22 protein-coding genes are annotated in these 20,282 nt (G+C 63.8%); 10 read left to right on the forward strand and 12 right to left on the reverse strand.

Features of this window, described 5'->3' with window-relative positions:
* Positions 1 to 4: 4 nt before the first annotated feature.
* A complete protein-coding gene (locus tag NL532_RS19410) occupies positions 5 to 529 on the reverse strand; it encodes a twin-arginine translocation pathway signal (protein ID WP_023684617.1) in 525 nt (174 codons plus the stop codon).
* 80 nt (positions 530 to 609) lie between these two features.
* Positions 610 to 1,005: a VOC family protein gene (locus NL532_RS19415; protein WP_023684616.1), complete on the reverse strand. Its 396-nt coding sequence runs from the start codon at positions 1,003 to 1,005 to the stop codon at positions 610 to 612.
* Between the two features lie 220 nt (positions 1,006 to 1,225).
* Between NL532_RS19415 and NL532_RS19420 the strand changes: the two genes are divergently transcribed.
* Positions 1,226 to 1,528: a ribbon-helix-helix domain-containing protein gene (locus NL532_RS19420; protein WP_023670924.1), complete on the forward strand. Its 303-nt coding sequence runs from the start codon at positions 1,226 to 1,228 to the stop codon at positions 1,526 to 1,528.
* Between the two features lie 5 nt (positions 1,529 to 1,533).
* Here NL532_RS19420 and NL532_RS19425 read toward each other — a convergent pair whose 3' ends face one another.
* Positions 1,534 to 2,244, reverse strand: a complete 711-nt coding sequence (locus NL532_RS19425; protein WP_023829675.1) for a purine-nucleoside phosphorylase — start codon at positions 2,242 to 2,244, stop codon at positions 1,534 to 1,536.
* Between the two features lie 84 nt (positions 2,245 to 2,328).
* Positions 2,329 to 4,899 carry a cell cycle histidine kinase CckA gene (gene cckA, locus NL532_RS19430; RefSeq protein ID WP_023829676.1) on the reverse strand — a complete coding sequence of 857 codons (2,571 nt, stop codon included), beginning with the start codon at positions 4,897 to 4,899 and terminating at the stop codon, positions 2,329 to 2,331.
* 205 nt (positions 4,900 to 5,104) lie between these two features.
* Here cckA and NL532_RS19435 point away from each other — a divergent pair, with 205 nt between their 5' ends.
* Positions 5,105 to 5,821, forward strand: a complete 717-nt coding sequence (locus NL532_RS19435) for a flagellar biosynthetic protein FliO (RefSeq protein ID WP_023706175.1) — start codon at positions 5,105 to 5,107, stop codon at positions 5,819 to 5,821.
* Positions 5,822 to 5,996: 175 nt separating this feature from the next.
* On the opposite strand, the gene dksA is transcribed toward NL532_RS19435, so the two are convergent.
* Both dksA and NL532_RS19445 read right to left on the reverse strand, forming a co-directional pair.
* A complete protein-coding gene (dksA, locus tag NL532_RS19440; protein WP_023673491.1) occupies positions 5,997 to 6,413 on the reverse strand; it encodes an RNA polymerase-binding protein DksA in 417 nt (138 codons plus the stop codon).
* 5 nt (positions 6,414 to 6,418) lie between these two features.
* A complete protein-coding gene (locus tag NL532_RS19445; RefSeq protein WP_023696495.1) occupies positions 6,419 to 6,598 on the reverse strand; it encodes a hypothetical protein in 180 nt (59 codons plus the stop codon).
* Positions 6,599 to 6,667: 69 nt separating this feature from the next.
* On the opposite strand from NL532_RS19445, the gene NL532_RS19450 reads away from it, so the two are divergent.
* From NL532_RS19450 to NL532_RS19465, 4 genes are all read left to right on the forward strand, one after another.
* Positions 6,668 to 7,171, forward strand: coding sequence for a SixA phosphatase family protein (locus NL532_RS19450; RefSeq protein WP_023693370.1), 504 nt, complete (start codon positions 6,668 to 6,670; stop codon positions 7,169 to 7,171).
* Between the two features lie 85 nt (positions 7,172 to 7,256).
* On the forward strand, positions 7,257 to 8,735 hold the full coding sequence (locus NL532_RS19455) for a YcjX family GTP-binding protein (protein ID WP_023673493.1): 1,479 nt from the start codon (positions 7,257 to 7,259) through the stop codon (positions 8,733 to 8,735).
* The gene (locus NL532_RS19460) at positions 8,732 to 9,796 is read left to right on the forward strand and encodes a YcjF family protein (RefSeq protein WP_023693368.1); all 1,065 of its coding nucleotides are present in this window, start codon (positions 8,732 to 8,734) and stop codon (positions 9,794 to 9,796) included. The genes NL532_RS19455 and NL532_RS19460 overlap by 4 nt, the downstream gene beginning before the upstream one ends.
* Before the next feature lie 82 nt (positions 9,797 to 9,878).
* Positions 9,879 to 10,427, forward strand: coding sequence for a hypothetical protein (locus NL532_RS19465; RefSeq protein ID WP_023673495.1), 549 nt, complete (start codon positions 9,879 to 9,881; stop codon positions 10,425 to 10,427).
* Between the two features lie 342 nt (positions 10,428 to 10,769).
* Here NL532_RS19465 and NL532_RS19470 read toward each other — a convergent pair whose 3' ends face one another.
* The 3 genes from NL532_RS19470 to NL532_RS19480 form a co-directional block, all read right to left on the reverse strand.
* Positions 10,770 to 11,036, reverse strand: a complete 267-nt coding sequence (locus tag NL532_RS19470) for a hypothetical protein (protein ID WP_023685989.1) — start codon at positions 11,034 to 11,036, stop codon at positions 10,770 to 10,772.
* A gap of 183 nt (positions 11,037 to 11,219) precedes the next feature.
* Positions 11,220 to 12,428: an MFS transporter gene (locus NL532_RS19475; RefSeq protein WP_023688655.1), complete on the reverse strand. Its 1,209-nt coding sequence runs from the start codon at positions 12,426 to 12,428 to the stop codon at positions 11,220 to 11,222.
* 59 nt (positions 12,429 to 12,487) lie between these two features.
* A complete protein-coding gene (locus NL532_RS19480) occupies positions 12,488 to 13,477 on the reverse strand; it encodes an AraC family transcriptional regulator (RefSeq protein WP_023673498.1) in 990 nt (329 codons plus the stop codon).
* A gap of 160 nt (positions 13,478 to 13,637) precedes the next feature.
* Between NL532_RS19480 and NL532_RS19485 the strand changes: the two genes are divergently transcribed.
* Positions 13,638 to 15,485 (forward strand): monovalent cation:proton antiporter-2 (CPA2) family protein, encoded by a 1,848-nt coding sequence (locus NL532_RS19485; protein WP_023673499.1) that lies wholly within the window; start codon positions 13,638 to 13,640, stop codon positions 15,483 to 15,485.
* Positions 15,485 to 16,033, forward strand: a complete 549-nt coding sequence (locus NL532_RS19490; RefSeq protein ID WP_031203433.1) for a DUF924 family protein — start codon at positions 15,485 to 15,487, stop codon at positions 16,031 to 16,033. The genes NL532_RS19485 and NL532_RS19490 overlap by 1 nt, the downstream gene beginning before the upstream one ends.
* Here the strand turns inward: NL532_RS19490 and folK are convergent.
* Genes folK through folP form a run of 3 tightly spaced genes read right to left on the reverse strand, consistent with a single transcriptional unit; the run spans position 16,030 to position 17,790 of the window.
* Positions 16,030 to 16,548: a 2-amino-4-hydroxy-6-hydroxymethyldihydropteridine diphosphokinase gene (folK, locus tag NL532_RS19495; RefSeq protein WP_023728089.1), complete on the reverse strand. Its 519-nt coding sequence runs from the start codon at positions 16,546 to 16,548 to the stop codon at positions 16,030 to 16,032. The genes NL532_RS19490 and folK overlap by 4 nt on opposite strands.
* Positions 16,532 to 16,891 (reverse strand): dihydroneopterin aldolase, encoded by a 360-nt coding sequence (gene folB / locus NL532_RS19500; RefSeq protein WP_023673502.1) that lies wholly within the window; start codon positions 16,889 to 16,891, stop codon positions 16,532 to 16,534. The genes folK and folB overlap by 17 nt, the downstream gene beginning before the upstream one ends.
* 53 nt (positions 16,892 to 16,944) lie before the next feature.
* Complete coding sequence (gene folP, locus NL532_RS19505; RefSeq protein ID WP_023829677.1) at positions 16,945 to 17,790, reverse strand: dihydropteroate synthase; 846 nt, start codon at positions 17,788 to 17,790, stop codon at positions 16,945 to 16,947.
* A 148-nt stretch (positions 17,791 to 17,938) separates the two neighbouring features.
* On the opposite strand from folP, the gene NL532_RS19510 reads away from it, so the two are divergent.
* Positions 17,939 to 18,559, forward strand: coding sequence for a DUF922 domain-containing Zn-dependent protease (locus NL532_RS19510; RefSeq protein ID WP_031196153.1), 621 nt, complete (start codon positions 17,939 to 17,941; stop codon positions 18,557 to 18,559).
* Positions 18,560 to 18,778: 219 nt separating this feature from the next.
* Positions 18,779 to 20,263, forward strand: coding sequence for an MDR family MFS transporter (locus NL532_RS19515; protein WP_023829678.1), 1,485 nt, complete (start codon positions 18,779 to 18,781; stop codon positions 20,261 to 20,263).
* Positions 20,264 to 20,282 lie beyond the last annotated feature (19 nt).

Below are 20,282 nucleotides of genomic sequence, written 5' to 3' on the forward strand. Positions count from 1 at the left end.
GGGCTCAGAGCCACTCTATGTCGTCGAAACCGCGCGCGATGTAGCCGCCCTTGGAGTAGGATTCGCCCTCGTAGCCGAAAATCGGCCACACCTCCTGCTGGTTGTAGAGGCTGACGACGAGGCCGCCGCGGATGGACTGGAAGAACGGCGTCGCCTCGATCTGCTGCAGCACGGCAACGCGCTGCTCCTCCCAGCCGAGGCCGCGATAGCCGCCCTCGCCCGACTTCTTGTCGAGGTTGGCGATGCCGTCTTCGATCATCGTCTTGTAGGCAGCGTCCTTGCCGGCCTGCTCATCATGCCCTTTTACGGCGATGGCATAGTATTTGTCGGGCACCTGATCGTGCGGATAGATGTCGCGCGCCATCTGGATCAGCGTTGCCATGGTTTCGGGCTTGAGCGCCGATGTCTCGAGCCCCCAGGCATTTTCAGGGCTGATGACGGCGCTGCCGGAAATGACGAGCAACGCGCCGATGCCGCCGCGCTTGAGAAGTTCACGACGTGAGAGCCTCGCGTCATAGATCGTGACCATTTGTTCCTCCCTGCTTGCTGTTTGCGCCCTTGAACAGCGCCGTTGCTGGCGCCGCGCGGCTAAATGCGGCTGATAATCCCCTACTGGAAGCGCCCTCCACGCTGCAGAACCTCGATCTTGTAGCCGTCGGGGTCCTCGATGAAGAAAAAGCGGGCGATCAGCGATCCGTCGCGGTTGAATTCGACGATCTTCTTGGGGTTGAGGCCGAGCGCGCCGATCCGGTCGTGTTCGCTGTCGAGATCGGACACCGAGACCGCCAGATGGCCGTAACCGTCGCCAAGCCCATAAGGCTCTGTGCGGCCCTTGTTCACGGTGAGTTCGAGCTCGAACCCCGTTTCGGCGTTGGCAAGGTAAATCAGCGTGAATGTCTCGAAATCCAGCCTGTCGGCGACGTCGAGCCCGAAAGCGTTTCTGTAGAAATCGACGGATCTGGCCTCTTGGAGAACCCGGATCATTGAATGGATTGCCTTCGCCAAATCAGTCTCCGCCGCTGCATGTTGGAGGCGATTATGGGCGGCACGCGCGAAAGGTGGTGGCAGCCGGTTACCACGGCTAAATTTGCAATCGCTGCTATGCCTGCGCCTAAAGACGAAAGTCCGATTGCCGATTCGGCCCACAAGGCCGAACATGCAGGGACAACCACAACTTGAAGGCGCGACACGCTGCGCCCAAAACCAACAATATCGGGAGGTAAGGATGTGCAGGGTTTTTGCCGGGCAGGATCCGGAAGGCTATCGACAGATCAACCGGTCGATCCGCATCGACGGTCACTCTACGAGTATCCAGCTTGAAGGAACGTTCTGGGCGCTGCTTGACGAAATTGCCGACAGCCAGGGCCTGACGACGCCGAAGTTCATCTCAAAACTCTATGACGAGGCGATCGAGATCAACGGCGCCATTCCCAACTTCGCGTCAATGCTGCGTACCACCTGCGCGCTCTATCTGCGCGGTCACCGGCCAGACATGGATGAGCTGACGCCGAAGCGCGAAGCGGCCTGAGGAAGCTAGCCTTCCGCCGCAACGTCGAGCCCGAGCCGCGCCATATCGGTGAACAGCGCCTGACGTTCGGAATAGGCAGTCTGTTCGCCGGTCACGATGTTGTCGACGACGGTCAGCAGCGACAGCGCGCGGGCGCCGAAATGCGCCGCGATTCGGTAGAGTGCGCTGGTTTCCATATCGACAGCGAGAGCGCCAAGCGCCTGCGCTTCGGCAAAGCGGTCGCGCCGTTCAGGGTGGTAGAAGACATCGCTGCAGATGGTCAGCCCGGCCTGGTGGTCGATGCCGAGCTGGGCGGCGCAGGCCAAAGCGTGGGCGAACAGGCCGGGATCGGGCCCGGCGGCAGCATCGTAGAGGCCGAAGACCTGGCCGCTTTGGTCGCTTTCGGCGCGCACCGACTGCGAGATCACCAAGGAGCGCAGCGGCACGCGGGGTGTCAGGCCGCCGCAGGTGCCTGTGCGGATCAGCGTTTTTACGCCGTGAACATCCAGGAGTTCATGCGCATAGACCAGGAAGGACGGGACACCGATGCCGGTGGCCTGGATGCTGATGGGACGGCCGCGATAGAGACCGGTGAAGCCGAGTACGCCCCGGCGGCGGTTGACGCAGCGCGGCGCCTCAAGAAATGTCTTTGCCATCCACTCGGCGCGTTGCGGATCGCCCGGCAACAGCACCGTTGCGGCATAGTCGCCCCTGGCAGCCTCGTTGTGCGGCGTCACGACATGCTCCCCAAAACCCGCCGCCCGTTTCGCCTGCAATCATGGCAGTGTCACGTCATTGCGCAAGCTTTGAATTAGGGCGCCCTAGGACTCCAATACATCCTTGACCACGGTGGCCAGTTGCTTGAGGGAGAACGGCTTCGGCAGGAAGCCGAATTGCGCGTCCGGCGGCAGGTTTCTGGCGAAAGCGTCTTCGGCATAGCCGGACACGAAGACGAACTTGATGTCGGGCTGGCGCTTGCGCAGTTCGCCGAGCAGCGTCGGTCCGTCCATTTCCGGCATCACCACGTCGGACACGACGATATCGACTTTGCCGCCGAGCGCTTCGAAGACTTCCAGCGCCTCGACGCCCGAGGACGCCTCGTGGACAGTGTAGCCGCGCGATGTAAGCGCCCGGGAGCCGCCCATGCGCACGGCGTCCTCGTCCTCGACCAGCAGCACCGTGGCCGAGCCCGACAGGTCCTTGGCGCTGTCGGCGGCTTTGACGGGCGCAACCGGCGCCTCGCTGACGTCGCCGGGCTTCTTCGCCTCCACGATATGGCGCGGCAAGAAGATGCGGAAGGTCGAGCCCTTGCCGACTTCGGAATCGCAGAAGATGAAACCGCCGGTCTGCTTGATGATGCCATAGACCATCGACAGGCCAAGGCCGGTGCCTTTGCCGACTTCCTTGGTGGTGAAGAACGGCTCAAAGATCTTCTTCAGCACGTCCGGCGCAATGCCCGAGCCGCTATCCTCGACCTCGACCACGACATAGTCGGCAGGCGTGAGCTCGCGGTAGGAGAAGCTCTTGCATTGTTCGGCGGTGACGTTGCGGGTGCGCACGGTGAGGTCGCCGCCAGCCGGCATGGCGTCGCGCGCGTTGACGGCCAGGTTGACCACCACCTGCTCGAACTGGCCGATATCGACCTTGACCGGCCACAAATCGCGGCCGTGGTCGACCTTCAGCTTGATCTCGTTGCCAACCAGGCGGGCAAGCAGCATCCGGAGATCGGCAAGCACGTCGGTCAGGTTCAGCACTTCCGGCCGCAATGTCTGCTTGCGCGAGAAGGCGAGCAACTGCCGCACCAGCGAGGCCGCCCGGTTGGCATTCTGCTTGATGTTCATGATGTCGGGGAAGGACGGGTCCGACGGCCGGTGATTGGTTAGCAAAAGATCCGACGCCATGATGATGGCGGTCAGCACATTGTTGAAGTCGTGGGCGATGCCGCCGGCGAGCTGTCCGACTGCCTGCATCTTCTGGCTCTGCGCCATCTGGCCCTCGAGCGCCTTCTGCTCGGTGGTCTCGACGGCATAGACGATGGCCGATTCCTCGGCGCCCTCGCCGGTGCCGTCGGCGACGGCGTTGACGTAGAAGCGGATGTGACGCTCCTCATTGCCTGGCAGCAGCGTGTCGATCGGCTCGATGTCGGCCTGCCTCAGCCGCGCCTTTTCGAACGCGGCGGCAAAGGCCGGCCGGTCGCGCTCGTGGATCACGGTGTCCAGCCGCACGCGGCGGTCGACCGCGTCGCCGTCGACGACGGAGGAAAACAGCGACAGGAACGGCGCGTTGGTGCGCAGGATGCGGCCGCCATTGTCGACGGCGGCAATGGCCATCGGCGTCGAATTGAAGAAGCGAGTGAAGCGTACCTCCGAAGCCCGAAGATCGGCCGATGCGTCCTCGCCCTGGGTGCGGTTGAGCACGATGGTGCGGGTGGGACCGTTGGTCCCCTCGCGGCTGGCCGAGACCCGATGCATGAAGCGCACCGGCAGCGCCTCGCCGGTCGTCGTCGTAAGATCGAGATCGATGACGGCGTTGCGGGTGGTGCCGGGATCGGCCTTGACCGAGCGCACCAGCGCCATGCCGTCGCCGGCGACGATTTCCGGGAGTGTCACGGCGCCAGGGGTGAAGCTCGCCAGATCGATGCCCAGCCATTCGGCGAGCGTGGCGTTGATGTAGGTGACACGGCCTTCCTGGTCGGCCGAGAAGAAACCGGCCGGCGCATGGTCGAGATGGTCGATGGCCTTCTGCAAGTCGAGGAAGAAACGCTCCTGCTCGGCCCGTTCCTGCGAGATATCGGCAAGCTGCCAGGCAAGCATCGGCAGGCGCTGACCGGGAACGCTGAAGGTCCGGGCCCGCGCCCGGTACCAGCGCGCGCCGGGTTCGGCGCCCGGCCGGATCGACTGTGCTAGCCGGAACTCACCGTCGCCGGCCTGGCCATCGCGCAAGCCCGAGGCCAGCCGGTATATGGTCACCGAAGCTTCGGGGACATCGGAAAGCAGGCCTTCGACCGTCTTCAGATCGGCGGCCGACGCAGCACCGGTCATCTCGGCGTAGGCCCGGTTGGCGTAGACGACGCGGCCCTTGGTGTCGGTGACGATCAGGCCCTGCGACATCGAATCGACGAAGGCCTTCGACAGTTCGTCCCCGGTCGAACGCGGCGCGATCTGCACGAAGCCGATGGCCGTGGCGAACAGGAAGCCGACGCCGATCATGGCAAGCACGCCCAGCATGCCGAGCAGGAACGGATCGCCAAGACGCTCGCGGAAAATGCCGAAAACGATCGCGGCCCCAGTCAGGACGATGATGAACACGATGAGCCGGGTAACCGCGCCTGGCCGCGTGTTCTGATCGACGATCGGTACCGGATAGAAATCGCCGCGCGTTTCCCTGGCCATATGCCCCCTGCTCGTGAGTTGTCCGACACCGCCCCCGGCCGGTTGAATCACATTCTCCTAATCCGGAAAAGGCCTTGGCGGCAAATGTCGGATAAAAATGACGCGTCGGTGTTTTCAAGCTGTTCACGAAGCGTGAAGGCAACTTGCGGTGGCTGGCCGCAACGGTCTAGTGTCCCTCCACTTCAAAAGCCGATTGGGGGCACCGATGCAGTGGCTGGATAATGTGGCGGGTCCCGGATATGCCGCAGCGCTGCTGTGGACGTTTGCTGCCCTTGTCCTGCTGGTCATCGTGCTCATCATCATCAGGCTGATCCGCAACCTGACCTTCGGCACCTTCGTTGCCGGCGGCAGGAACCGCAAGACACGGCTGGCGGTCATGGACGCCACGGCAGTCGACAGCCACCGCCGGCTGGTGCTCATCCGTCGCGACGACATCGAACACCTGCTTTTGATCGGCGGCCCAACCGACGTTGTCGTCGAGCGCGATATCAGGCTTGCAGCGCCACGCCGTCCGGCATTGACCGGCGATGGCGGTGTTGGCCAGCAGCAACAGGCGCCGCGTCCGCGCGCAGCACAACCCGCTCCGGCCACGCCCGCAAGGCAGGCGCCGCCGCCGCAACCGGTAAGGGCTGCTCCGGCCGCCGTTCCGCCGCGCCAGGCCGCGCCGGCGCCGAAACCGGCTCAAATCTACCAGGCGAGCAATGTGACACCGCTGCCGGCCTATGGCTCCGCCGCCAATACTGCCCGGCAGGCCCCGCCACCGAAGCATGAGTCCATCGACGATACCCTGATGCGGGAGCTCGAGGTCTCGCTCGACGATTCGCACCCCAAACCGGCAAGCAAGCCGGCTGCGAAGGCACCGCAGTCTCTCGACGACGAGATGACCAAGCTGCTCGGCGAACTCGCCAGCCAGAAACGATAAAGCCCGGCGAACCGTCACATCTTGCCGATTCCCGATCGAACGCCGCTTAAGCGTGTCGTCCGTTTCAGCGCGACGCGCTTTAACTTGGGGGCGGACTAAACCCTTCGGCCAAAAACAGAAATGGCCGGGAAACCCGGCCATTTCTGATGAAACAGTCCTGCCTGACGGCAGCGGCTCAATCGTCGCGATAGACCTTCTCGCGGCGTTCGTGGCGCTCCTGCGCTTCGATCGACAAGGTCGCGATCGGACGCGCATCCAGCCGCTTCAGCGCGATCGGCTCGCCGGTTTCCTCGCAATAGCCGTATGTGCCTTCATCGATGCGCTGCAGCGCCGAATCGATCTTTGAAATGAGCTTGCGCTGGCGGTCGCGGGCCCGAAGCTCGATGGCGCGGTCGGTTTCCGAGGAAGCGCGATCGGCGAGATCGGGATGGTTGGCGTTTTCCTGCTGCAGGATTTCGAGGGTTTCGCGCGCTTCGCGCAGTATGTCGGTCTTCCAGGTGACGAGCTTCAGGCGAAAGTAGGATTTCTGCCGTTCGTTCATGAACGGCTCGTCTTCAGAGGGTACGTAATTGGCTGTAACGATATCGTTCATTCGACTCACCCAACAACCCCAAATTTGGCGCCTATATATTCGCGCAGAGAAGGCTGCACAAGCGTAATCCGCGCGCGTTTCACGCAATTGTTAATGCCGCGCGGGCGATCCTCAGCAAAGCCTTCCATAGCAAGGGCGCGGGCGAATTCGCACATGATTCGCTGCGCTTGGGCGTCGCCGCCCATTGTGCCTCAGGCCTTTCTCGTGGCTAATCCAGTTGTGTCATTGGTGGGCAGCACACCATTGGGGGTCCGGTGAGCAGACTGTATCTGTTGAGGCATGCGAAGGCTGGCTGGGCCCTTCCCGGCGTGCGCGACTTCGATCGCCCGCTCGACGCATCCGGCATTGCCGATGCCGAAATGATGGGGACTGCGATGCGTGCCCGCAACTACATCCCCGATATCACGCTCTGCTCCAACGCCAAGCGGGCGCGCCAGACGCTGGAAGGCATCGCCGGCCACACCGATACCGGCCGGGTGCTGTTCTTCGACACGCTCTACAGCGAGGATGCCGCCGGCTACCTCGCCATCATCCGCAGCAATGGCGGCCCCGGCTCGCTGCTGGTCATCGGCCACAATCCGATGACGGAAGACCTTGCCATGGCGGTCTCGGGCGACGGCGACGAGGCTGCTCGGGCCATCATGAACCATGGTTTCCCGACCTCCGGCCTTGCGGTCGTGCGCTTCGACGGCACCCTCACCGAGGCTGCGCAAGGCGCGGGCTACCTCGAAGCCTTCCTGACGCCCGTCGATCTCTGAGCCGAGCCGGCGAGGCCGGGCGCCATTTCAAACTTGAACCGCAAAGCCTATATCGGGCGCAAGAGCACGCCTGAGAGAACAGATTTTGGCATCATCGCTGACCACTTTCACCGACGAAGCGAGAATTGCCCTGGATACGCTGTCGGGGCGTGCGAGCGGGCTTTTTTCGCCGTCGCTTCGGCTGGGCGTTACCGGCCTTTCGCGCGCCGGCAAGACAGTGTTCATCTCCGCCCTTGTCCACAATCTCATCCATGGTGGGCGCCTGCCGCTGTTCGAGGCGCAGAAGTCGGGACGGATCGCTCGCGCCTTCCTCGAGGAACAGCCGGACGATGCCGTGCCGCGTTTTCAGTACGAGGACCATATCTCCGCCCTGGTCAACGACCGTGTCTGGCCGGACTCGACGCGCGCCATTTCGGAACTCAGGCTCACCATCGAATATGAGTCTGCCTCCGGTTGGAACCGGATGTTTTCCAGCGGCCGATTGTCGGTCGACATCGTCGACTACCCCGGCGAATGGCTGCTCGACCTGCCGCTGCTCGGCAAATCCTTCGCCGATTTTTCGCGCGAGGCGTTCGAGATGGCGATGCTGCCGGTGCGGGCCGACCTGTCGCAGGACTGGCGGGCGCTGTCGGCGAGGATCGAACCCAATGCCGAAGCCGACGAGATGACGGCGCGGCGCCTCGCCGAGAGTTTTGCCGCCTACCTCAAGGCCTGCAAGCTCGACGAGCGGGCGCTTTCGACCTTGCCGCCCGGCCGTTTCCTGATGCCTGGCGACCTCGAGGGATCGCCGGCGCTGACCTTCGCGCCCTTGCTGCTCAAGGGTGAGAAACGGCCGCGCTCCGGCTCGCTGCAAGCGATGATGGAGCGCCGCTACGAGGCCTACAAGACGCATGTGGTGAAACCGTTCTTCCGCGAACACATCACCCGCCTCGACCGCCAGATCGTGGTGATCGACGCCATGCAGGCGTTGAACGCCGGCCCCGGCGCGATGGCCGACCTGGAACGCGCGGTGACCGAAATCCTCTCCTGTTTCCGTCCTGGCCGAGGCAATTTCCTCACCGACCTGTTTTCACGCCGCATCGACCGCATCCTGGTTGCCGCGACCAAGGCCGACCATTTGCATCACGAAAGCCATGACCGGCTGCAGGCAATCGTGCGGCGGCTTGCCGACCGCGCCGTGGCGCGGGCAAATTTCACCGGCGCCGATGTCGATGTGGTCGCCATGGCGGCGGTGCGCGCGACGCGCGAAGGCACGGTCAAGCAAGGCCGCGACACCCTGCCGGTGATCATCGGCACGCCGCTGAAGGGCGAGAAGATCAACGGCGAAACCTTTGATGGTAAAGCCGAAACCGCCATATTTCCCGGGGACTTGCCGGAGAAAATTGATGCGGTTTTCGACGTTTCGGAAGCCGACCACCGGCAGAGCAGCGACGATCCGGCGATCCGTTTCGTGCGCTTTCGCCCGCCAAAGCTCGAACGCACCGCTGAAGGCGTCACGCTGTCGCTGCCGCATATCAGGCTCGACCGCGCCTTGCAGTTCCTGATCGGAGACCATCTGGCATGACCGCGCCCCGCAGACCGGCAGCTTTCCGCATCGAGCCGGAGGCCGAACCGAAGCAGGAAACGCGCAGCCCCCATGCCGAGCCGCCGCGCAAGCCGCGCACCGTCGTCGTGCCGGCCGAGATCGATGTCTTCGATGAGCCGGACATTGTCGCCGCCGAACCGCCGCCGGCGACCGCGCCGCGCAGGCGCTCGCTGTTTGCCAGCCTGTTTTTCGGCGCGGTCGGCGTGCTGGTTTCGCTCGCCGTCGGCCTGTGGACCGACCAGCTCATCCGCGACCTGTTCGAGCGCGCAGAGTGGCTGGGGTGGCTGGCAGCGGGAATGGCCGCAATTGCCGTGTTGGCCCTCGCAGTCGTGCTGGTGCGCGAATTCCTGGCTATCGCCCGGCTGGCCGAGGTCGAAAAACTGCAAAAGCGGGCGCTCGATGCCGTGGCCCGCGACGATCCGAAGGCTGCAAGGGCCGTCGTCGAAGAGCTTTCGGCCTTTGTCGCTGCGAAACCCGAAACCGCGGCCGGCAGGCGCTCCCTGGCCGAATTGCGCGGCGAGATCATCGATGGCGGCAATCTGGTGCGACTGGCCGAGACCGAAATTCTCGGGCCGCTCGATGCGAGAGCCAAGGTGATGATCCTCGAAGCAGCCAAACGCGTGTCGCTGGTCACCGCCGTCAGCCCCCGCGCACTCGTAGACGTTGCCTATGTCGTGTTCGAGGCCGGGCGCCTGATCCGCCGCTTGTCCGAACTCTACGGCGGCAGGCCGGGCACGCTGGGCTTTTTCCGGCTGGCGCGCAGCGTTCTTGCCCATCTGGCGGTGACCGGCTCGATCGCCGTCGGCGACAGCTTTGTCCAGCAGATCGTCGGCCATGGCCTTGCCGCACGGCTTTCGGCGAAACTCGGCGAAGGCGTGGTCAACGGCATGATGACGGCGCGTATCGGCATTGCTGCCATGGAGACGGCGCGGCCCCTGCCCTTCATTGCCGGCAGGCGGCCGGGTATGGGCGATTTCCTGTCGGCGCTGACCTCGTTTGCGGCCAGAAAAGAGAATGAAGCACCCGCCTCGACCAAGTGAACGCCCTCTCGCGGTCACCAAGCATTAACCAATCTTGTTCATGGTCGTCCAACAACAGCCTCCTTGTTGCCGGGTGTCGTCTATGAAAAGCGTAATCTTGTCCTGCGTCCTGCCCCTGGTCGCGCTTGCAGCACCTCTGGGCCCGACCGGGAAAGCCTTTGCAGCGGAGCCCGACAAGCAGTTCTTCCGCACCGTTGAAGGCAAATGGGTCGGCCCGGGCGAAATCATCGCCGGCAAATACAAGGGCACGAAGTTCACCTGCAGCTTCGACGGCTCGACGCCGGACAACAAGACCGGCATGACGCTCGATGGCGACTGCCGCGTCGGTGTCTTCACCCAGAAAATGTCGGCGACCGTCGAGCGCAAGGGCCGCGACTACAAGGGCAATTTCATGGGCGGCGCCGCGGGGTCGGGCCTGGACATCATCGGCGGCAACGTGGTCGATGCCCGCAAAGTCGTCTTCACCATCAACCGCAACCAGCTGCGCGGCGTCATGCAGGCCCGCATTCCCGACGACAATTCGATGACGGTGACCATCGCCGTGCGCGTCGACCAGCAGCTGGTGCCGGTCATCGGCATGAGCCTCAAGCGCGTCGACGCCGTCGAAGTCGGCTCCATCGCCAAAAACTGACTCTCAAGCGGTTCCCCGAAAAAAGCGCGGAACGGGGTTGCACTGCGCGTTAGCTGAGCTGTTCCGCTCAGCTCGATGTCGGGAAGGACACGCCACCTTGCGGCCAGGTTGGCGCTCCTCAAGCACGGGCCGCTCGGGCGGCACCTTTCTGCCGCGACCGGACATGTGGCGCGCAACCGATGATGTCAGCGTCTCCGATGGCCCAAGCCACAGCAAGGCCAACGTGTCATGGTCCTGTGCGTGCCGGCGGTCCTCCGTGTCAGCGCGATGCGCTTTAAGAACACCAGCAAAAAAGGCGGCGGCTACTCGAGCCACCGCCTTCCTCAATTTCCGAACGAAGAATCAGCCCTTGATGGCGGCCGTCAGATCGTCATAGGCCTTGCAGGCGTCGGCCGGCGTGGTGGCGCCCTGATATTTGGTCGTCACAGCCTGCACCTTGGCGGTCAGGTCGGCGGCCTTGGTCGGATCCTTGGTGATCGCTTCCTGCAGCGCGGCGGTCATTTCCTGCGCCTTCTTGGCCGCGATTTCCTGCGTGCATTCAGGCGCCTTCGAACAGGCCGATGCGGCAAGCATGGCGACACCCACGCCGACGAGCAAAAACTTCTTCATGTCAGTCATTCTCCTCACGAAGGCAGAACTTGATCGTCGCTGCCTTCCAACGGCCGAAGCCTGGCGTCCCATAGCCGCCGATTGCGGCAAAACGCAACGTGTGCGGCGCATAAACCTGTGCAGCGCTGCTGCAACGGCGCGGACGGCCTGATTGAGGCCGCCCGTGTCAGACGAAGCGAGGTTTCAGCCACGAGGCTGCAGCAGCGCCAGTGCGGCCGTCGCCGCGGCAAGGACGGCGGTTAGGGTCAAAGGTCCCGTAGCGCCATAGGTGTCCACGACATAGCCGCCGACAACCGCACCGACGGTGATGGCAACCTGGAAGGAAGTGACCATCAGGCTGCCTGCTGCTTCCAGCGCATCAGGTGCCGCGCGAGACATATTGGTCGGCAGCACCACCGGCGCCATGCCGAAGGCGAAGCCCCACAGCGTAACAAAGCCGAAGGCAACGCCGGTTTGCGCGCCCCAAAGCACCAAAGCGAGTGCCGCAAACGCCATCAACGCGGCGGTAACTGCGAGGGCCATGTGGATGTTGGTGTCGGCCAGGCGGCCACCGGCAATATTGCCGATCACAGCGGCGATGCCGAACCCGAGCAGCGCCAGGGCAATCGGCCCGGTTGTGAGGAGCGTCACCTGTTCGAGGAACGGGCGCACATAGACCGAGCCGGCAAAATGCCCGGTCATCAGCAGAACAATGGCAAGCATGCCGAGTTGGATGCCACGCCGCCGTGTCAGCCGAAAGACGTCTGCAAGGCTGTTGCTTGCCGCCGCAGGCAAGGTCGGCAGGCTGAGAAGCTGCAGCAGCATGGCAAGCGCGGCCAGCCCCGCCGTCATGGCCATCGCGCTGCGCCATCCCAGCCAGTCACTGATCAACGCACCCATCGACGGCGCGGCAATGGTCGCGAGCGAGACGCCGAGGGTCACGATCGCCATGCCGCGACCTGTCGCATTGGCGCCGACCAGCCGCGCCACGACGGCAACGGAAAGTGCCCAGAAAGCGCTAAGAGCGATCCCCAACCCGGCCCGGCCCAGCAACAGCAGCCAGAAATTGGGCGCCAGCGCCGCAAGAATATTGGAACCGACCGCCAGGGCCATGAGGCCAACCAGCACCGCCTTGCGGTTCAATCGGCCGATGAGAACATTGCTCAACATGGCCGTCACGGCGCCAACGGAAGCGGTGGCGGTGACGACCTGTCCGGCAGTTCCCTCGCTGATGCCGAGATCGCGCGCCATCGGCGTCAACAGACCTGCCGGCAAGAACTCGGCTGACACCAGGGCAAAGCTGGTGGCCGCCAATGATAGGACCGCAAACCATGTGGCCGCGCTCCACGCGGCTGGTGCATCGGCATCAAGGCCGATTGCGGCGTCTTCAAGCTGTAATGTTGTGTCCGTCACGGAAAGATCTCCACAGTTGGAGATCTTAGATAGGCGAGTCCGCCCGGATGTTATGTACCTTAAAATCCGAAATTCATATCCATTCGTCCGGGAATTGTGCGACGCACAACGCCTGGCGAGACATTGGTGATGCGCTTGAACGCGCGGGCGAAGGACGCCTCGGAATCATAGCCCAAACGGGTAGCGACTTCGGCAACCGACAAGCCGTTTTGGCCCAGCAATTCGCGGGCAAGCTGCATTCGCAGGCGGGCGAGATAATGTGCGGCACCCTCCCCCAATACCGCGCTGAAGCGCTCGGCGAAAATCGAACGCGATTGGCCTGCCACGCCGGCGAGGCTTCCCAGCGTCCAGTTGTGGCCGGGGTCGCGGTGCATGGCCGCCAGAGCGCGGCCTATATGGGGGTCGCGGATGGCTGCGAGCCAACCGGTGGTCGATGCGCCGTTGCAATTGACCCAGCACCGGATGAGCCTGGCTGTCAGCAAATCCGCCATACGCGACAGGATGGTGGCGCTGCCCATCTGCGGTTGCGCGGCCTCCACCGTCATGGCCGCCAGCAAAGGGCCGACCATCGGGTCATTGCCGGCCACGTCGCAACCCTTGATGAGAGGCGGCATCAACGTGATCAACGGATTGAGCGCATAGGAGCCGAGAGACATGGAGCCGCAGAAAAGGGTGCTTGTCGCGCCCGTTCCCTGCCGTATCACTTCGCAAACGTTGCCGCCCAACTTGATCACCTGGCAGCCCTCGAGCGAATCGCCCACCACGTCCGGCGCACTCGCCAGCCGATGGGCGATGCCTTGCGGCAGCAGCACCAGATCGCCATCGCGCAACTCCTGCCAGCCTTGCGCTTCGGTGTGAATCCAGCATGGACCCTGGCCGACAAAGTGAAAACGAAGCAGTTGTTGTTGCGGAAAGTCTATGCTCCATGGGTGCCGGAGTTCGCAGCGGCCATAGTTGACGCCACTCAAGCGAAAGTCTTGCAGAACTTCGCTGAGCGCATCCATCGGGATATGTGGCAGCGGCGACGGCCGGGACGAATAATCAGGCATTTGTCAGATATAGATACCGGCCGTCCGACAGGCAAGCGCAGACTGTTGTTCCACCGGGGAATCGCTGCCACGGCACCCTACCCATCCTGGCAGGCTTCCCGCCCTTGCCTCCCGCTCCCGGTGCATGCAAGGAGTGCTGTCGGACACAGGGACAAGAGGCATGGCAGCGGAAGCATCGGGCAGCGATCTCATTCAGGTGGTGGCGCTGCTTGCCGCAGGCGTCGTCGCCGTTCCGATCTTCAAACGCATGGGGCTGGGCTCGATCCTAGGCTATCTCGCCGCGGGCGTGGTCATCGGCCCGTTCGGTATTGGCATTTTTTCCGAATCGGAAGCCATCCTGCATGTCGCCGAACTCGGCGTGGTCATGTTCCTGTTCATCATCGGGCTGGAGATGCAGCCGTCGCGGCTATGGGGCCTGCGCCGCGAGATTTTCGGCCTCGGCGCGCTGCAGGTCGGCGTCTGCGCCTTGCTGCTCACCGGTGTTGGTCTCGCCGGCGGCTTTCCGATCGCGCAATCCTTCGTTGCCGGCGCCGGCTTTGTCCTGACCTCGACGGCGATCGTCATGCAGCTTCTGGAAGAGCGTGGCGAGATGGCCAGCCCCAAGGGCCAGCGCATCGTGTCCATCCTGCTGCTCGAGGATCTGGCAATCGTGCCGCTTCTGGCGCTGGTCGCCTTCCTGGCGCCGGGCGGCAGCGAGATGACCCTGCAGCAAAGGCTGACCGAAATCGGCATCGGTCTTGGCGCCATCGTCGGGCTGGTGGTGGCCGGCCGCTATCTGCTCAACCCGTTCTTCCGCATCCTGGCCGACGCCAAGGCGCGCGAAGTCATGACGGCGGCAGCCCTTCTGGTCGTGCTGGGGTCGGCGCTGGTCATGCAGCTTTCCGGCCTCTCGATGGCGATGGGCGCCTTCCTCGCCGGCGTGCTGTTGTCGGAATCGACCTTCCGCCACCAGCTGGAGGCCGACGTCGAGCCATTCCGAGGCATCCTGCTTGGCCTTTTCTTCCTCGCCGTCGGCATGTCGCTCGACCTACATGTGGTGGCCGACAACTGGCGGCTGATCGCCGTCTATGTCGTCGCCTACATGGCGATGAATGCGCTCGGCATCTACCTCGTCGCCCGCTTGCTGAAGAGCGGTCATCGTGAAGCGCTGGAACGCGCCGTGATCATGGCGCAAGGCGGCGAATTCGCCTTCGTCCTCTATTCGGCCGCGGCGGCGGTTGGCATCATCGACAGCCGGGCCAACGCAACGCTGACCGCGATCATCATCATCTCCATGGTGCTGACGCCGCTGGCCATCATTGCGCTCAAATATGTGACGCCGCGCGACGAGCAGTCGCTTGAAGGCGTCGACATCGCCGACGGCCTTACCGGCAGTGTGCTGGTCATCGGCTTCGGCCGTTTCGGCCAGATCGCCAGCCAGCCGCTTTTGTTGCGCGGCATCGACGTGTCGATCATCGACAATGATGTCGAAATGATCCAGGCGGCCGCCGATTTCGGCTTCAAGGTCTATTATGGCGACGGCACGCGGCTCGACATTCTGCGCGCCGCAGGTGCAGGCCGCGCCCGCGCCGTGCTGATCTGCGTCGACAAGCCGGACGCCGCCGTGCGCATGGCGGAACTGATCAAGGCGGAGTTCCCGCTGCTGACTGTCCTGGCGCGTGCCTTCGATCGTGGCACCGCGCTGTCGCTCATCCGCGCCGGGGTCGACTTCCAGCTGCGCGAGACCTTCGAATCGGCCCTCGTCTTCGGCGGTTCCGCGCTCGAGGTTTTGGGCGTCGAGCCGGAAGATGTCGCCGATGTCATCGAGGATGTGCGACGGCGCGACAATGCCCGACTGGAGACGCAGCTGGCCGAAGGCGTCCGCGCCGGGCAACGTTTCCTCAGGGGCAATACCGGCACGCCGATCCCGACGCCGCTGACGCAACCGCGCCGGCCCGGCCAGGCGCTGAACGAAGAGACGGCCGGCGTGCTGCACAAGCCGGAGCCCGCCGATCAGGGGGAAAGCTGATGACCGCATTGGATGAGCGCGCGCTCGCCGTCACAAAATTCTGGCGCGAGGCCGGCGAAGACGCGTGGTTCGAGAAGAACGACGCCTTCGACGCGAATTTCCGCAGCAGGTTTCTCGACCTGCACTTTGCCGCCGCGCGGCGCGAGTGCGACGCATGGTCGGAGCATGCCGAGGGTTCGCTGGCGCTGATGATCCTGCTCGACCAGTTTCCGCGCAACTGCTTTCGCGGCTCGGGCCATATGTACGCCACCGATCCGCTGGCAAGGCACTTTGCCGCCAAGGCGATTGCGGCAGGCCATGACCTTTCGCTGGAAGAAAACCTTCGCGTCTTCCTGTACCTGCCCTACGAACATTCGGAACTGCCCGCCGACCAGGACAGATCGGTCGAGCTCACCACCGCCAGGGCGCCGGAGTATGTGAAATACGCCATCGAGCATCGCGACATCATCGAGCGTTTCGGCCGCTTTCCGCACAGGAACAAGATGCTTGGCCGCGAGACGACGGCGGACGAACAGGCATTTCTCGATGGCGGCGGCTTCTCCGGTTAACCCAGCCACCAGTCGCGGCCGGAAGCCAGCCGCTCTATGCCTGACGTATCGACGGCGCTGAGCCGCTCGGTCACGCTCCTGCCGCCCACCGCCAGATCCGGCGCGATCTCGGCCAGGGGCGCCAGCACGAAGGCGCGCTCCAGCATCCTGGGATGCGGCACTTCCAACCCGGTTTCGTGGATTGTGCGGTCGCCGAACACCAATATGTCGATGTCGATCAGGCGCGGACCCCAGCGCTCCTCGCGCACCCGCTTCAGCTTGCGCTCGGCCTCGAGGCAGAGGTCGAGCAGCGCCCTTGGCGCCAGCGCGGTCGAGATTTCGGCAGCGGCGTTGAGGAAATCCGGCTGGTCGAGCTTGCCCCAGGGCGGCGTGCGATAGAGCGAGGAGACGGCGATGACACGCGTGTTCTCGTCGGCGTCCAGCAGGCGCAGCGCCGTGGCCATCGAGGCCGAGGGATCGCCGAGATTGCCGCCAAGGCTGAGATAGACCGTGTTATTGTTACTCTGGCCAGACAACGGTCACCTCGACATAATCGAGCACGCCGGGCACCGGTGCGTTGGGCTTGCGCACGGTGATCTCGGCCTTCCTGATCTGCGGAAACCGTGAAGTCAGCGCCTTCGCTACTTCGAGCGCCAGCGCCTCGATCAGGAAACGGCGATGTCCAGTGACGATCTTTTCAATCACCGTGAAGGCGATGCCGTAATTGACGGTGTCCTCGATGGAATCATCCTCCAGTGGGCGGCTGGGCTCGACCGTCAACTCGGCATCGACATAAAAACGCTGGCCAAGCGCCTCTTCCTCATCCAGCACGCCGTGCCGGGCAAAGAAGGCGCAGTTCTTCATGCGGATGACGTACATTTCTTAGTGTCCTGGCATTTCTTAGTGTCCTGGCATTTCTTGGTGTCCTGGGCTCAGCGTCCTGGCTTTTCACGCGCCAGCATAGCATCGGCGACGGCCAGTGCGTCCATGTTGATTGCGACATCGTGAACGCGAAACAGATCGGCGCCCTTCAGCCTCAGGATGACACTGGTGGCTGCCGTCCCGGCGGCGCGCGCGCCGGCTTCGCGGCCGGTGACGGTGCCGATGAAGCGTTTTCTGGAGGTGCCGGCCATCAAGGGAAAACCGAGCTCCTTAAGCTCGGAAAACCGCGCCATCAGGTCGAGGTTTTCCTCAGCCGTCTCCTTGGCGAAGCCGAAGCCGGCATCGAGTACGATATGATCGTCCGCAACGCCGCTGCGCCTGGCGATTTCCAGCGAAGCCTTGAGGAACAAAAACTGGTCGGCGATGACGTCGGGCAGTTTTTGCCGCTCGCGCCCGGTATGCATGATGACCAGTCCGGCGCCGGTCTCGGCGGCGACGCGGGCGATGCCGGGTTCACGCTGCAAGCCCCAGACATCGTTGACGATATGCGCGCCGGCGGCGACGGCGAGGCGCGCGGTTTCCTCGCGATAGGTGTCGACCGAAATCAGGGCTTCGCCTGAACCGGCGAGTGCTGCGATCACCGGCAGGATGCGGCCCTGCTCTTCTTCAACAGTTACGGGCGATGCGCCGGGGCGTGTGGATTCCCCGCCGATGTCGATGACGGCGGCGCCCTCTTGCGCCATACGGCGCGCCTGCGCCACCGCCTGATCGGGCGTGATGAACAGTCCGCCATCCGAAAAACTGTCCGGCGTGACGTTGAGAATGCCGACCACAATAGCTTTCTCGCCAAGTTCGAGATGGCGCCCATGCGCCAGTTGCCATCGCCTTGTCGTCATTGTCCTTCAACCATGTGTCTCATTGGCATGTGGCTCATTGGCATGTGGCTCATCGAGCGCTTGCAATCCATCAACGATGCGTGATCGGTGGAAGATCAATTCCGTTGCGCCGGCAACGGCCGTAAAGCAAGGTGAGTGAAGAGGCAACATGATGAAACGACCCCTGCTCTGCGCCCTGATGCTGGCTTTGACCGTCCTGCCGGCGAATGCTGCCAATCTGGTGAAGACCTACAGCTATTTTGCCATCGGCGGCAGCACGCTCGATGACATCGAGACGCAATTGTCGAAGCATGGACCCGAGGTGAAAAGCACCGGGATGCGGCATCCAGGCGCCACCCAGATGGCGTTCACCACCCGCATCAGCTACGCGCAAACCGCAGACACCTGCCGCATCGCCAAGGCCGCCGTTACCGTCAAGGTCAAGGTCATCCTTCCGGAGTGGCGCAGGCCGCGCAAGGCCGATCCCGATGTCAGGCTGTTCTGGGACACCCTGTCGGCCGACATCAAGCGCCATGAGGAGCGTCATGTCGAGATCGCCAAGAACCACGGCCGTCTGCTCGAAGACGCGCTGAACGCGAGCTTTGCGCAAAAGACCTGCGCCGGGGCCAAGGCGAAGGCGGCGCAGATCACCGCGGCCGAACTCGCCAGGCATGACCAGGACCAATTGCGCTTCGACCGCGTCGAAGGCGTGAATTTCGAAAGCCGCATCCTGCGGCTGCTGCGCTACCGCATGCAGCGCGTCCAGAACGGCCAGCTTCCGCCCGGCTGATACCAAGCCAATTCTGCCGAAACATGAGGCCAGCCCCAGAAAATTTTCGGGCAAAGGTCGAAATCGGCCTATACGGGACGACATATGTCAGGCTCGCAAGATATGTCAGGTGGCAAGGCGCGAGCTTCGAAACACCAGATCAAGACCAATCGAGGCGGCGTATAGCGGAGCGGCCATTGGCGCCGCGCAATCGCTCGCAGACACTGTGGATGCACTGATATGGACCAGGCTGTCGACAAGCCGGCTAGGGTGGCGCCCGCCGTGCCGCTTACGGAAAGCGAGAAGAACGTCATCATCGCCGGCATCCTTTTGTCGATGCTGCTGGCGGCGCTCGACCAGACAATCGTCGCGCCGGCCATGCCGACCATCGGGCGTTCGCTCGGCCATGCCGACTACCTGCCGTGGATCGTGACCGGCTATCTCCTGACGGCGACGGCCATGGCGCCGCTCTACGGCAAGATTTCCGACGTCTATGGCCGCCGGCCGACCGTCTATGCGGCGATCCTGATCTTCCTTCTGGGATCGCTGGTCAGCGCCATGGCCCCCAACATGTTCGTGTTGGTTGTCGGCCGGGCGATCCAGGGTGCGGGCGGCGGCGGCCTGTTCGCCCTGGCGCAGATCGTCATCGGCGACCTGGTGCCGCCGCGTGAACGCGCGCGTTATGCCGCCTGGATTTCGGGCACCTGGGCTGTCGCCAGCATCGCCGGACCGTTGCTCGGCGGCGGATTTGCCGAACATCTGCATTGGTCGCTGATCTTCTGGATCAATATCCCGCTCGGCATCTTGGCCATGGCCATCATCAACAAGCCGCTGCGCAAACTGCCGGTCGCCGCAAAGCGGCATCGCATCGACGCGCTGGGCGCGCTGCTTCTGGTGGTGGCGACGGCATTGCTGCTTTTGGCCCTCAACTGGGGCGGCAGCGCCTATCCATGGGCCTCGCGCGAGATCGTCGGCCTGCTCGCCTGTTCGGCGGTCTTCTGGGGTGCGTTCGCCCTCAGGCTGATGCGTGCGGCCGAGCCGCTGATTTCGCTTGAAGTGCTGAGCAATCCGATCGTGCTTGCCGGTACGGCGTCGATGTTCCTGCTGCAGGCCGCCAATATCGGCCTGTCGGTGTACCTGCCGGTCTATCTGCAGTCGATCATCGGCCTGTCGGTCAGCCAGTCGGGCCTTGCCATGCTCGGCCTGCTGCTCGGAACGGTCGCCGGCGCGACCTTCAGCGGCCGCACGATACCGCGCTTCTTCCATTACAAGCGTATAGCCATGGTCGGCGTTCTCTTCGCCATTATCTGCCTTGGCGTGCTCAGCCTGGTCGCCGGCCGCGCCTCGCTGCTGGTGGTCGAGCTCTTGACCATCTGCATCGGCCTTGGAAGCGGCACCACTTTCCCGGTCGCCACCGTATCGGTGCAGAACGCCGTCGACCGCGCGCATCTCGGCGTTGCCACCGGCGTGCTGACCTTCCTGCGTTCGCTGGGCAGCGCGCTCGGCGTCGCCATGCTCGGCGCCGTCGCGCTCGGCTATGGCCTGCCGCTTGCCGGCGAAGGCGCGCCGGCTGCCGGACAGATCGTCTCGGCGACGCCCTTCATGATGATCTTCCTTGCCGCGGCCGTCACGCTCGTGCTGGCGCTGATGACGCTGGCGCTGATGCCGGAGAAGTCACTGCGCGGCCGCGACGACGCCGAGGCGCCAGTCGTTCTGGTGGAGTGATCCGGAAAGCCCTGTAGGA

The organism is Mesorhizobium sp. C120A (assembly GCF_030323105.1).
GTDB lineage: Bacteria > Pseudomonadota > Alphaproteobacteria > Rhizobiales > Rhizobiaceae > Mesorhizobium.